Genomic DNA, 12,313 nt, shown 5'->3' on the forward strand with positions numbered 1-12,313 from the left:
CGGCGGGTCGGCGGGCGGCGGGCGGCGGGTCGGCGGGCGGCGAGGCCGGTCGGCGGGGCCGGGGGCGGCGTCAGCGGAGCCAGACCGGGTCGGCGCCCGGCACCTCCAGCGGTGGCGGGTAGTCGAGGGTGCGGCGCACCTCGCCTGGAAGCCGCCACGGCTGGTGGACCGCCTTGCCCGCCACCGACGCGAGCTCGGGCACCCAGCGCCGCACGTACACGCCGTCGGGGTCGTAGCGCTCGGCCTGCCGTACCGGGTTGAAGCCGCGGTACGGCCGGGTGTCGTTGCCGGTGCCGGCCACCCACTGCCAGTTGCCCGAGTTGTTGACCCGGTCGCCGTCGAGCAGCCGGCGGAAGAAGACCTCCAGGCCGGGCCGCCAGTCCAGCCCGAGGTGCTTGGTCAGGTAGCCGGCGGTGATCAGCCGCGCCCGGTTGTGCATCCAGCCCTCGGCGCGCAACTGGCGCATGCCGGCGTCCACGATCGGCATGCCGGTACGCCCCTCGGTCCAGGCGTCGAGCGCGTGCGCGTCTTCGCGCCACTCCTCGCGGGCGCCGCGCCGGTAGGCGACCGTGGACAGGTCGGGGAAACCGGCCACCACCTGGTGGTAGAAGTCGCGCCAGCAGAGCTGCCGGACGAAGGGTCCTTCCCGGTCACCCGCCCGGTTCGCCACGGCCAGCGGCGACACGCAGCCGAAGCGCAGGTACGGGCTGAGCCGCGAGGTCTCGTCGCCGGCCATGTCGTCGTGGATGTCGTCGTACCGATGGAGGGTGGGCAGCCAGGCGGTGAGCCGGCGCCTGGCGACGGCCTCGCCGCCGACGGCGGCATCCGGGCTGTCGCCCTTCGGCGGGTCCGGCAGGCGGCCGGGGTCGACGCCGTCGGGCAGCCGAACCCGCTTCGGCGCGGCCAGCTCGTCCCGCCACCGGGCGCCCTGCCAGGCGCGGAAGTAGGGGCTGAAGACGCGGTAGTGGTCGCCGCCGCCGGGGCGCAGCGTGCCGGGCTCGACGACGGTCAGGCCGGGGAACAGGCGCAGGAACATCCGGTGCCGCTCGCACTCGGCGCGCAGCCGGCGTTCCCGGCGGTGTGCGTAGCGGCTGACATCGGCCGAGAGCCCGACGCCCTCGGCGCCCACCTTCCGGGCCAGCTCGATTGTTTCGGCCACCGGGTCGCCGCGCCGGATCACCAGGTCCCCGCCGCGTCTGCGGAGCGCCTCACGCAGGTCGGCCAGGCTCTGGTGCAGGAACCGGGTGCGGTTCGGCGAGAGCTTCTGCAACGCCGGATCGAGCACGTAGAGCGGCACCACCCGGTCGAACGCGGAGCAGGCGGCGGCGAGCGCCGGGTGGTCGTGCACCCGCAGGTCACGGGTGAACAGCACGACCGCCGTGCGGCCGGTCATCCGGCCAGGGCCGGTTCCAGTGCCGGGCCGGGCACCCGCACCGGCGTGCCCGACGGGGTGAGCAGCGCCCGCGCGGCCACCGCCATCCGGCGCCGCTGCGGCACCAGGGCCCGGCGGACGAAGACGTCGTAGTCCTGCGCGGCCACCTCGTCGAGGATGCCGCCGTAGAGCGCGTACGCGGTGCGCATGCACGCCTGCGAGGCGGGGTGAAGCAGCGGGATGCCGGGCGCGGCGGCCACGTAGTGGGCCTGGGCGCGGGTCACCTCGTACTCGATCAGCTCGCGGATGCGCGGCGTGGTGCGGCCGGCGGCCTTGGCGGCGAGCAGGTCGTCGCGGGTGAGGTCGAACTTGGCCAGGTCCTCGTCGGGCAGGTAGGTCCGGCCCCGGTCGAGGTCCTCGGCGACGTCGCGGATGAAGTTGGTGAGCTGGAACGCGAAGCCGAGCTGGCGGGCGGGCTCGCGGGCGGCGGCCGGGTCGGAGCTGCCGAGGATCGGCAGCATCATGGTGCCGATGACCGCGGCCGAGCCCTCCATGTAGTCGAGCAGGTCGTCGTAGGTCGGGTACGACATGACCGTCAGGTCCATCGCCATGCTGCGCAGGAACGACGCGAAGTCGTCGCGGTCCAGGTCGAACACGGCGATGGTGTGCAGCACCGCGGGGAGCAGCGGGTCGTCGACCGACGCACCGTGCAGCCCGGCGACGAATCGATCCGACCACTCGCGCAGCCGGGCCGCGCGCTCGGCCGGCGGCAGGTCCTCGGTGCGGTCGACGATCTCGTCCGCGTAGCGGGTGAAGCCGTACAAGGCGTGCACATGCCGCCGTTTCCAGGCGGGAAGCAGCCGGGTGGCGAGATAGTAGGTACGGCCGTGACGCCGGTGCAGCTCGCGGCAACGGTCATAGGCAGCGGTCAGATCCGTGTCCATCGGCCCTCCTCAGTTTCGACGCAGCAATCGACGCAACTCGTAACCCTAGGGTACGCTCGCCCACATGGCCAACGACGCAGTTGCGGGTAATGCGCTCCGCGTCGCGCCGGCTCAGCCCGGGGCGACGGACGATCCGGTCCGCGGCGTACTGGCCGCGTTCACGAAAGACCTGATCAAAGGGGTCGATGAGACGCTGGTGGCGTTCCTGGCCGCGGAAGTCGACTCGCTCACCGAGATCGACGCAGCGATGGGTGGTTTCGCCGCGACGGCACGCGACAGCGTGCTGGCCGGCGGCAAGCGGGTCCGCCCCACGTTCGCGTACTGGGGATGGCGAGGTGTGGTCGGCGGTGAGGAACCGCTGTGCTCGGTGCTCCCCGCGCTGTCCGCGCTGGAACTGCTGCACACGTTCGCGCTTGTGCACGACGACGTGATGGACGCCTCCGACACGCGGCGAGGGCTGCCCACCGCGCACCGGGCCGCCGCCGCCCGACACCGGGCCGCCGGGCACACCGGCGACCCCGACCGGTACGGCGAAGCCGTCGCCGTCCTCATCGGCGACCTCTGCATGGTGTGGGCCGACCGGCTCATGGCACACGCGGCGGTCCCGGCGGACCGGCTGCTCGACGTACGCCGCTGCTACGACCAGATGCGGGTGGAGACGGTCGCCGGGCAGTTCCTGGACGTGCTCGGCGAGAACGACTCGGCGAACTGGACCGTCGACCGGGCGCTACGGGTGGCCCGCTACAAGACGGCCAGCTACACCGTCCAGCGTCCGCTGCTGTTCGGCGCCTGCCTGGCCGGCGCCGACGCGGACGGCCCGCTCATCGCCGCGTACACCCGGTACGGGCTGGCCGTCGGCGAGGCGTTCCAGCTCCGCGACGACCTGCTGGGCGTCTACGGCGACCCGGAGACCACCGGCAAGCCGGCCGGGGACGACCTGCGTACCGGCAAGCCGACCGCGCTGCTGATGCTGGCCCGGCAACTCGCCGACCCGGCGCAGCGCCGCGTCCTGGAGCGGGCCGGCTCGGTCACGTCGGCACACGAGGTGGACCGGCTGGCCGACGTGGTCCGGGACACCGGGGCCGCGGCCCGGGTGGAAAGGATGATCTCCGAGCGGGTGACCGAGGCGCTCGCCGCGCTCGGCACCGCACCGATCGACGAGACCGCGCGCACCGCGCTGACCGGCCTCGCCACCGCCGCCACGGCGCGGCGGGCATGATGAGCAACTTCGCGAGCAAGGGGGCCGGAATGCGTACCGTCAAGGGACGGACCGACCGGGTGGTCGTGGTCGGCGCCGGGCTGGGTGGGCTGGCCTGCGCGCTGCACCTGGCCGGCAGTGGCCGGCAGGTGACAGTGCTGGAACGCGAGCCGGTGCCGGGCGGACGCGCCGGGCGGCTGAGCGTCGACGGGTACGAGTTCGACACCGGCCCGACCGTCCTCACCATGCCCGACCTGATCGCCGAGGCGCTCGGCGCGGTGGGCGAGGAACTGACCGACTGGCTCGACCTGACCCCGCTCGACCCGGCGTACCGCGCCTACTACCCGGACGGGTCGACGCTGGACGTCATCACCGACACCACCCGGATGGCGGCCGAGATCGCCCGCGTCTGCGGCCCCCGGGAGGCGGACGGCTACCTGCGTTTCGTCGACTACGCCCGCAACCTGTGGCAGTGGGAACGGGCCGACTTCATCGAGCGCAACCTCGACGCGCCGACCGACCTGCTCACCGGCAACCTGCTGAAGCTGTTCGCGAGCGGCGCCTTCCGGCGGCTCCAGACGAAGATCAACCAATTCTTCCGCGACCCGCGTACCCAGCGGATCTTCTCCTTCCAGGCCATGTACGCGGGCCTGTCGCCGCACGACGCGCTGGCCATCTACGCGGTCATCGCGTACCTCGACTCGGTGGCCGGGGTGTGCTTCCCGCGCGGCGGCATCCACGCGGTCTCGCGCGGCATGGCCGGCGCGGCCGAGAAGCACGGCGTGCAGATCCGGTACGGCACCACGGTGACCCGGGTGGAAACCGCCAACGGCCGCGCGACCGGCGTCGTCACCGCGGACGGCGACTTCGTCCCCGCCGACACGGTCGTGCTCAACCCTGACCTGCCGGTCGCCTACCAGGACCTGCTGCCGCCCAGCCGCCAGCGCAAGCTCACCTACTCGCCGTCCTGCGTGGTGCTGCACATCGGTTCGACGCAGGGCTATGGCAAGATCGCCCACCACAACATTCACTTCGGGCGGTCCTGGAAGGGCACGTTCGACGAGGTGATCCGCCGAGGCGAGCTGATGACCGACCCGTCGCTGCTGGTGACGAACCCGAGCCGCACCGACCCGTCGGTGGCGCCGGCCGGCAAGCACACCTACTACGTGCTGGCGCCGGTGCCGAACCTGGAGCGCGCGCCGTTCGACTGGACGGGCGACCTCACCCAGCGGTACGCCGACCAGCTCGTGAGCACGCTCGAGGAGCGCGGCTACGTCGGCTTCGGCGACGGCATCGAGGTGATGCGGGCGGTCACCCCGGCCGACTGGGCGGCGCAGGGCATGGCCGCCGGCACCCCGTTCGCCGCCGCGCACAGCCTCTTCCAGACCGGCCCGTTCCGCCCCTCCAACCTGCACCGGACGCTGGACAACGTGGTGTTCGTCGGCTCCGGCACGCAGCCGGGCGTCGGGGTGCCGATGGTGCTGATCAGCGGCAAGATCGCCGCCACCCGGATCACCGGGACGATGTCGTGAGCGAGCGGGAGACACATCTCGTCGAGCTGGTCGGCGACGACGGCCGGGTGCTCGGCGAGACCACAGTGGCGAGCGCCCACCAGCCACCCGGGCGGCTGCACCGTGCCTTCTCGGTGCTCCTCGTCGACCCCGAGGGGCGGGTGCTGCTGCAGCAGCGGGCCGCGGTCAAGACGCGGTTCCCGCTGCGCTGGGCGAACTCCTGCTGCGGGCACCCGCTGCCCGGCCAGTCGCCGGCCGAGGCCGCCAACCGGCGGCTCGCCGAGGAACTCGGCGTCGACCCGGTCGACCTCACCGAGGTCGGCGTCTACCTCTACTACGCCGAGGACCCGGCGACCGGACGGGTCGAGTTCGAGTACGACCACGTGCTGCGCGCCGACGTACCCGCCGACCTGGTGACACGGCCCGACCCGGACGAGGTGGCCGACCTGCGCTGGGTCGACCCCGGCGCGGTGGTGGCCGACCTGGACGCCCACCCCCGCGAGTACGCCCCGTGGCTCGGCGGCGTGGTCAACCGGCTGCTGCACCCGACCGACGCGTCCCGGCCGGGCGTACCGGCCACCGAGGCACCGGAGCGGTCGGGTGGCCGATGAGGCGCTGAGCGCGGGGGCCGTCGCACGCCGACTCGGCGTGGCGGTCACCACGCTGCGTACCTGGCACCAGCGCTACGGTCTCGGTCCCAGCGAGCACGTACCGGGCCATCACCGGCGGTACACGCCGGCCGACCTCGCCCGCCTGGAGATCATGCGCCGGCTGACCAACGAGGGGGTGGCGCCCGCCGAGGCGGCCCGCTGGGCGCGGCAGGCACCGGCCGTGCTGCCGCCCGAGCGGCTCGGCCTCAAGGCACGGGTCTCGACGGTACGCGACGGGGGCGGCACCACCATCCCGGTCGGCCGGGCCGGACCGGCGGCGCGCGGGCTGGCCCGTGCCGCCATGCGACTGGACTCGGTGACCATCGGCCGGACCATCGCCGACGCGCTGGCGGCCGACGGCGTGGTGGCGACCTGGGAGGGTCTGCTGCGCCCGGTGCTCGCCGGCATCGGGGAGCGGCACGCCGCCACCTCCGCGCTGATCGAGGTGGAACACCTCATGTCCCGGTGCGTCTCCGAGGCGTTCGCCACAGTGGCGCAGTCCCATCCGACCAACGGCCCGCCCCGGATCCTGCTCTCCTGCGCCGACGAGGAGCAGCACTCGCTGCCGCTGGAGGCGCTCGCCGCCGCGCTGGCCGAGGTCGGTGTGAGTTACCGCATGCTCGGCGCCCGCGTACCGGTGCCGGCCCTGGTCGAGGCGGTCAACCGGACCGGACCGGCGGCGGTGGTGCTGTGGTCGCACATCCGCGCGACGGCCGACCCGTGCCAGCTCACCGCGCTGCTGGCGGTACCGCGCCGGCCGCTGCTGGTGCTCGCCGCCGGGCCCGGCTGGCGGGCCGACTCGCTGCCGGCCGGGGTGGTTCGGCCGGTGGACCTGGCCGAGGCGTTGTCGCTGGCCGTGGCGGTACGGGACTCGCTGGACCAGTCGACGACGAGCTGAGCCCCTCTCCCGTTCCGGGTCGACGTCCACTACGGTCGGAAAGTCCGTCTGACCCCGACCCCTCCGGGAGCGACGAATGCGTCCACGCGCCCTGTCGGCGCTCGCCCTGGGCCTGGTGCTCCTCGTCACCGGCTGCGGCGAACCCGGCAAGTCACCCGAGAAGGCCGCCGCACCGCCGTCGGCCTCGGCGTCGCCGTCCCCGACGCCGGTGACGAAGCCCTCACCGACCACCACCCCCGCGAAGCCGAAGCTGCGCCCGGTGCCGAAGAAGCTGCCGGCGGGCCTGCACCGGGCCAGCGGGAGCAACGGCGTGGCGCTCACCTTCGACGACGGTCCGGATCCCCGCTTCACCCCGCAGATCCTGGCCCAGCTCCGGGCGGCCCGCGTGAAGGCCACCTTCTGCGTCGTCGGCAAGCAGGCCAAGCGCTACCCGGAGCTGGTGGCCCGGATCGTCCGGGAGGGGCACCAGCTCTGCAACCACAGCTGGCACCACGACGTGAACCTGGGCCGGCGGTCCGCCGCCGAGATCCGATCCGACCTGGAACGGACGAACGAGGCCATTCACGCCGCCGCGCCGAAGGCGCCGATCACCTGGTTCCGCCAGCCCGGCGGCCGCTGGACGGCCGAGGAGGTCGTGGTCGCCAAGCAGATGGGCCTGCGCCCGCTGCACTGGAGCGTGGACCCGCAGGACTGGGACCACCCGCCGGCGAAGACGATCATCAAGCGGGTGAAGGGGGCCACCCGGCACGGTTCGGTCGTGCTGATGCACGACGCGGGCGGCGACCGGGCCCAGACGATGGCGGCGTGCCGGCACCTGATTCCGGACATCAAGCGCCGGTTCGGCATCGCCCTACCGCGCTGACCTGCGGTTTTGTCCGGCTCCACGGTCATGCCCATACCGGTTTGGCCGTCCGTGCAGGCATGACATATGCTTCTCCTGCCTCCGGCGGGGCCGGATGGGAGCAAGTCCGCTTGAAGTTGCGAGTGTGCAATGATGGCGGGGCCGCCCTCATCGTCTAGCGGCCCAGGACGCCGCCCTTTCAAGGCGGTAGCACGGGTTCGAATCCCGTTGGGGGCACGGTCCGGCTCGCGCCGGATGCAACACCAGCCAGGTCCTGTGGAGCAGTTGGAGTGCTCGCCGCCCTGTCAAGGCGGAGGTCGCGGGTTCAAGTCCCGTCAGGACCGCAAGCGCTGACGCCGCGCAGCTCGATGCGCGGCGTTCTGCGTATCGGCTCGTGCGGTAGCATGTGCCGAGCACCACGGCCAGGTAGCTCAGTTGGTACGAGCGTCCGACTGAAAATCGGAAGGTCGGCGGTTCGACCCCGCCCCTGGCCACATAGCCTTTCGCCGGGCTACAGGAGCGCCGACCAGCGGGAACGCAGGTCGGCGTTCTGCTTTTCAGCCCAGGTGGGCCGCCTCCGCCCGCAGATGCTCGAGAAACTGCGTGACCGTCGGCGACGGCGTTCTGCCCCGCACGGTCGCCGCGAATATCTGCCGTACCGACTCGTCGTCCGGATGCAGGCGTAGCAGGGCGATGTCCGGCGGGGTTCCGCGTACCGCCAGGGCCGGGACCAGAGCCACCCCCAACCCGGCGGCGACGCATCCCAGCTTGCCGGTCCACTCGGCCGCGACGATGTCGATGCGCGGTGAGAAGCCGCTGGGCAGGCTTGCCCGGAGCAGGCTGTTCTCCGCGGTGGCCGAGCCCACGACGAACGCGTCCTGGGCAAGGTCCGCCAGGCGCACCGAGCGGCGGTGCGCGAGCCGGTGGTCACGCGCGACCGCGACCAGGAGCCGCTCGTCGAGCAGATGTCGCAGGTCGAATCGTTCGCGGTCCAGCTCTCCTGTGGGCGAGGTGCTGACCACTGCCACATCCGCCTCCTCCGCGAGCAGGCGCTCCAGCAGCCGCGGCGTCACGCCCTCGACCAGCGACAGCGAGATCTCGGGATGGGACGAGCGGAACGACGCCATCGCCCGGGGTACGAGAGCCGCGACAGCGGTCGGGAAGGCACCCACACGCAGCCGCCCTCGGCCGAGCCCGCGCAGGTCCTCAAGGTCACGCCGGGCCGCGTCGAGCCGGTCGAGGACCGCCTCGGCGTGCGGGAGCAGCTCTCGTCCCTCCTCGGTCAGGGTGACGCCACGGGGCAGCCGGTCGAAGAGCCGAGCGCCGATGTCGGCCTCGAGCGCGGCGATCTGCCGGGAGACAGCCGATTGGGTGAAGCTGAGGGCGCGTGCGGCGGTGGTGATCGAGCCGTGCCGCGCGACGGTGCGGAACACCTCCAGCAGCTGAGTCTCCATGGCAGGCATGGTAATCACGCATGGCAGGTATGCGAGACATTCGTTGGTCGCATTGCTCTCACCGGCCTAGCGTTACGGCGTGAAGATCATCGCGGTTCTCGGGACAGGACACATGGGTACGCCGATCGCGCGTCGCCTCCTTGCCGGTGGCAACCGGGTCAGAGTGTGGAACCGCAGCCCGGAGCGTTCGGAGCCGCTCGCCGCGGTCGGCGCGACGGTGGCCGTGAGCCCGTCCGCCGCGGTCGACGGAGCCGACGTCGTCGTCGTCATGCTCGCCGACGCCGGCGCGGTCGAGACGGTGCTGTTCGGGCCGGACGGCGCCGCCACCGCGCTCCGGCCCGGGACGGTCGTGGTACAGATGTCGACGATCGGGCCGGACGAGGTACGAGCGGTGGCCGACCGGCTTCCGGCGGGCGTCTCCCTCCTCGACGCCCCCGTCGGCGGCAGCGTCAACGCCGCCGAGGCCGGCACGCTGGTGATCTTCGCGGGCGGCCCTGCCGATGCCGTGGAGAGTGCGGCTCCGGTGCTGGGGCGACTCGGGACGGTCCGCCACTGCGGTCCAATCGGCGCAGGCGCCGCCGTCAAGCTCGTCGCGAACACGGGCTTGGTGACTGCTGTCGCCGCGCTGCACGACGCGCTCGCTGTCGCCACGGCGCTCGGTGTCGACAGGCAGACCGCCCTCGACGTCCTCGGCCGTGGGGCCCTTGCCGGCGCGGTCGGACGGGCCACAGCCCCAAGCGCCTCGTTCGCAGTCGCGTTGGCGGCGAAGGACCCGCGGCTGGCGCTGCGCCGCCCGGCGCCGGCTCCCGTGCTGGAGGCCACCCTCGACCTGATGCAGGCCGCGCCTGACCAGGACGCGGATCTCTCCTCCCTCGTCTCAGCCGATTTCCCGAAGGGATGCTGATGCGCCTCACCCTGGACAACCCCGCAGCCGTCGCGGCGCCGTTCGGCGACCGCTTCGCGCACGTCGCCCGGATCGATGTCGGCGGCGGCGCGCTGCTGATGCTCGCCGGACAGGTCGCCGTCGACGACGAGGGCAAGGTGGTGGCCCCCGGAGACCCTGGCGCCCAGGCCGAACGGATCTTCGAGATCGTGAGCGGCGTGCTCGCGGCGCACGGCGCGTGCTTCGACGACGTGCTGCACATCCGCACGTTCATGACGGACCTGGCTGACCTGCCGGCGTACGCGGCCGTCCGGCGCCGGATCTTCACGGGCACACCGCCGCCGGCGAGCACGACTGTCGAAATCAGCAAGCTCTTCCTACCGGGCGCTGTGCTCGAGGTCGAGGTCACGGCGGTGGTCCGGTCCCGCTAGGGCTCGGCGCTCAGGCGGCGTAGCTGAACCGTCGGGAAGGATCCCCACCGGCGGACACTCCGATGGGGATCCTTGCCGTATCCGGGTCAGACCGCGGCGGGCTGCTCGGCGGTGTCCGAGGCGCAGCAGGCGCTCTCGGTCACCTTCTCCAACTGCGGCGAGTCGGCCTTGACCGTGTAGACCTCCCACGGCTCGTCGCCGGGACCGCGCACCCACACCTTGTCCTGGAGCGCGTAGCAGCACTCGGTGTCGTTCTCCTCGAGCGTGATCAGGCCGGACTCGGTGAGCCGGCTGGTCGCGGCGTTCACCTCGTCGGTGGTGGCCACCTCGACCCCGAGGTGGTCCATCACCGTCGGCAGGCCGGGCTCACCTTCGAGGAGTACGAGCTTCAGCGGCGGGTTCTCCACCGCGAAGTTGGCGTAGCCGGGGCGGCGCTTCGCCGGCTCGACGCCGAACAGCTTGCTGTAGAAGGCCACGGAGCCTTCGAGGTCGGACACGCGCAGGGCGAGCTGGACGCGGGACATGTGAACTCCCTGTCTAGATGATTATCGAAGTAGCCCCAACCTTGCCCCCTGTTTTGAAGTCTGTCAACCTAGAGGAATGTCGAAACAAGCGCTGCCGCTGGTGGACGTCAACGCGGTCGCCTGCTGCCCGCCGATGTCCGTACGCCCGATGGAGCCGGACCAGGCGGCGGTGGTGGCGCCGATGTTCAAGGCGCTCGGCGACCCGGTCCGGCTGCGCCTGATGTCGATGATCGCCTCGGCGCCGGAGATCTGCGTCTGCGACCTGACCCCGGCGTTCGACCTGTCCGGGCCGACCATCTCGCACCATCTCAAGGTGCTGCGGGACGCCGGGCTGGTCGACTCCGAGCGGCGCGGCACCTGGGTCTGGTACCGGGTACGCCCCGAGGTGTTCCGCCAGCTCGGCGCGCTGCTCCAGATCCCCGCCCACGACTCGTGACGCTCGCCCTGCCTCGGCGTGCCTCGGCGGAGTTCGCGGGCACCGCGCTGCTGGTCACCGCCGTGGTCGGCTCCGGCATCGCGGCCACCCGGCTCTCCCCGGCCGACACCGGGCTGCAACTGCTGGAGAACGCGATCGCCACCGCGCTCGCGCTGGGCGCGCTCATCCTGATCTTCGGCCCGGTGTCCGGCGCCCACTTCAACCCGGTGGTGTCCGCCGTCGACTGGTGGCTGGGCCGGCGCGCGGGAACCGGCCTCACCGGGCGGGACCTCGTCGCGTACGCCGTGGCGCAGGTCGGCGGCGCGATCACCGGAGCCGTCCTCGCCCACCTGATGTTCGGCCTGCCGGCCGTGACCTGGTCCCGCACCGCACGCGGCGGAGGCCACCTCCTGCTGGCCGAGGTGGTCGCCACCGCGGGCCTGGTGGTGCTGGTGTTCGCGCTCGCCCGGTCCGGCCGTACCGCCGCCGCGCCGGCCGCCGTCGGCGCCTGGATCGGCGCGGCCTACTGGTTCACGTCGTCGACCTCGTTCGCCAACCCCGCCGTCACCGTCGGCCGGGCCCTCACCGACACGTTCGCGGGCATCGCGCCCGCCTCGGTGCCCGGCTTCGTCGCCGCCCAACTGGCCGGCGGCGTGGTCGCCGTCGCCGCCCTCGCCCTCTGGTACCCGCACGCCGCCGACACCGCGGACGACGTGGTGGTACCGCACCTCACCCGGGAGACCGAAGCGCGATGAGTGACAAGCCGAGCGTCCTGTTCGTCTGCGTGCACAACGCCGGCCGCTCCCAGATGGCCGCCGCGTGGCTCCGCCACCTGGCGGGCGACTCCGTCGAGGTCCGCTCCGCCGGGAGCGAGCCCGCCGACCGGATCAACCCGGTCGCGGTCGAGGCCATGCGGGAGGTGGGCATCGACCTCACCGGTCAGACACCGGCCCGGCTGACCTGGGACGCCGCCGAGGCCGGCGACGTCATCGTCACCATGGGCTGCGGCGACGCCTGCCCGGTCTTCCCCGGGAAACGGTACGAGGACTGGAAACTCACCGACCCCGCCGGCCAGTCCCTCGACGTGGTGCGAGGCGTACGCGACGAGATCCGGGCCCGGGTCGAGGCCCTGCTCGCCGACCTCGGCCGCGACCTGAGCTGAAGCACAGACACCCGGTTGATCAAGGAGTTT

14 protein-coding genes and 3 tRNA genes are annotated in these 12,313 nt (G+C 72.7%); 13 read left to right on the forward strand and 4 right to left on the reverse strand.

Features of this window, described 5'->3' with window-relative positions:
• Positions 1 to 70: 70 nt before the first annotated feature.
• Both O7607_RS11425 and O7607_RS11430 read right to left on the reverse strand, forming a co-directional pair.
• The gene (locus tag O7607_RS11425; RefSeq protein ID WP_269703028.1) at positions 71 to 1,393 is read right to left on the reverse strand and encodes a cryptochrome/photolyase family protein; all 1,323 of its coding nucleotides are present in this window, start codon (positions 1,391 to 1,393) and stop codon (positions 71 to 73) included.
• A complete protein-coding gene (locus tag O7607_RS11430; protein ID WP_269703030.1) occupies positions 1,390 to 2,316 on the reverse strand; it encodes a phytoene/squalene synthase family protein in 927 nt (308 codons plus the stop codon). Before O7607_RS11430 ends, O7607_RS11425 begins: the two co-directional genes overlap by 4 nt.
• Positions 2,317 to 2,380: 64 nt before the next feature.
• Between O7607_RS11430 and O7607_RS11435 the strand changes: the two genes are divergently transcribed.
• From O7607_RS11435 to O7607_RS11470, 8 genes are all read left to right on the forward strand, one after another.
• The gene (locus O7607_RS11435; protein WP_269703032.1) at positions 2,381 to 3,535 is read left to right on the forward strand and encodes a polyprenyl synthetase family protein; all 1,155 of its coding nucleotides are present in this window, start codon (positions 2,381 to 2,383) and stop codon (positions 3,533 to 3,535) included.
• A gap of 29 nt (positions 3,536 to 3,564) precedes the next feature.
• Complete coding sequence (crtI, locus tag O7607_RS11440; RefSeq protein WP_269703034.1) at positions 3,565 to 5,046, forward strand: phytoene desaturase family protein; 1,482 nt, start codon at positions 3,565 to 3,567, stop codon at positions 5,044 to 5,046.
• On the forward strand, positions 5,043 to 5,636 hold the full coding sequence (gene idi, locus O7607_RS11445; protein WP_269703036.1) for an isopentenyl-diphosphate Delta-isomerase: 594 nt from the start codon (positions 5,043 to 5,045) through the stop codon (positions 5,634 to 5,636). Before crtI ends, idi begins: the two co-directional genes overlap by 4 nt.
• Positions 5,626 to 6,573, forward strand: coding sequence for a MerR family transcriptional regulator (locus tag O7607_RS11450; RefSeq protein ID WP_269703038.1), 948 nt, complete (start codon positions 5,626 to 5,628; stop codon positions 6,571 to 6,573). Before idi ends, O7607_RS11450 begins: the two co-directional genes overlap by 11 nt.
• Before the next feature lie 76 nt (positions 6,574 to 6,649).
• On the forward strand, positions 6,650 to 7,435 hold the full coding sequence (locus O7607_RS11455; RefSeq protein WP_269703040.1) for a polysaccharide deacetylase family protein: 786 nt from the start codon (positions 6,650 to 6,652) through the stop codon (positions 7,433 to 7,435).
• 143 nt (positions 7,436 to 7,578) lie between these two features.
• A tRNA-Glu gene (locus tag O7607_RS11460) sits at positions 7,579 to 7,651 on the forward strand.
• A 33-nt stretch (positions 7,652 to 7,684) separates the two neighbouring features.
• A tRNA-Asp gene (locus tag O7607_RS11465) sits at positions 7,685 to 7,758 on the forward strand.
• Between the two features lie 76 nt (positions 7,759 to 7,834).
• Positions 7,835 to 7,908: transfer RNA gene (locus tag O7607_RS11470), tRNA-Phe, on the forward strand.
• A gap of 63 nt (positions 7,909 to 7,971) precedes the next feature.
• Here O7607_RS11470 and O7607_RS11475 read toward each other — a convergent pair.
• Entirely contained in the window at positions 7,972 to 8,868 is an 897-nt protein-coding gene (locus O7607_RS11475) for a LysR family transcriptional regulator (protein WP_269703042.1), read from the reverse strand.
• Between the two features lie 79 nt (positions 8,869 to 8,947).
• Here O7607_RS11475 and O7607_RS11480 point away from each other — a divergent pair, with 79 nt between their 5' ends.
• Entirely contained in the window at positions 8,948 to 9,772 is an 825-nt protein-coding gene (locus O7607_RS11480; RefSeq protein ID WP_269703044.1) for an NAD(P)-dependent oxidoreductase, read from the forward strand.
• Positions 9,772 to 10,182 carry a RidA family protein gene (locus O7607_RS11485; RefSeq protein WP_269703045.1) on the forward strand — a complete coding sequence of 137 codons (411 nt, stop codon included), beginning with the start codon at positions 9,772 to 9,774 and terminating at the stop codon, positions 10,180 to 10,182. The genes O7607_RS11480 and O7607_RS11485 overlap by 1 nt, the downstream gene beginning before the upstream one ends.
• Before the next feature lie 86 nt (positions 10,183 to 10,268).
• On the opposite strand, the gene O7607_RS11490 is transcribed toward O7607_RS11485, so the two are convergent.
• Positions 10,269 to 10,706 carry an ArsI/CadI family heavy metal resistance metalloenzyme gene (locus O7607_RS11490; RefSeq protein ID WP_269703046.1) on the reverse strand — a complete coding sequence of 146 codons (438 nt, stop codon included), beginning with the start codon at positions 10,704 to 10,706 and terminating at the stop codon, positions 10,269 to 10,271.
• Positions 10,707 to 10,782: 76 nt separating this feature from the next.
• Between O7607_RS11490 and O7607_RS11495 the strand changes: the two genes are divergently transcribed.
• The 3 genes from O7607_RS11495 to O7607_RS11505 are packed head-to-tail and all read left to right on the forward strand — an operon-like array spanning position 10,783 to position 12,283.
• Positions 10,783 to 11,142, forward strand: coding sequence for an ArsR/SmtB family transcription factor (locus O7607_RS11495; RefSeq protein ID WP_269703049.1), 360 nt, complete (start codon positions 10,783 to 10,785; stop codon positions 11,140 to 11,142).
• Positions 11,139 to 11,876, forward strand: a complete 738-nt coding sequence (locus O7607_RS11500) for an aquaporin (RefSeq protein WP_269703051.1) — start codon at positions 11,139 to 11,141, stop codon at positions 11,874 to 11,876. The genes O7607_RS11495 and O7607_RS11500 overlap by 4 nt, the downstream gene beginning before the upstream one ends.
• Entirely contained in the window at positions 11,873 to 12,283 is a 411-nt protein-coding gene (locus O7607_RS11505; RefSeq protein ID WP_269703052.1) for an arsenate reductase ArsC, read from the forward strand. Before O7607_RS11500 ends, O7607_RS11505 begins: the two co-directional genes overlap by 4 nt.
• The last annotated feature ends 30 nt before the right edge of the window (positions 12,284 to 12,313 follow it).

It is taken from the genome of Micromonospora sp. WMMA1949 (assembly GCF_027460145.1).
GTDB lineage: Bacteria > Actinomycetota > Actinomycetes > Mycobacteriales > Micromonosporaceae > Micromonospora.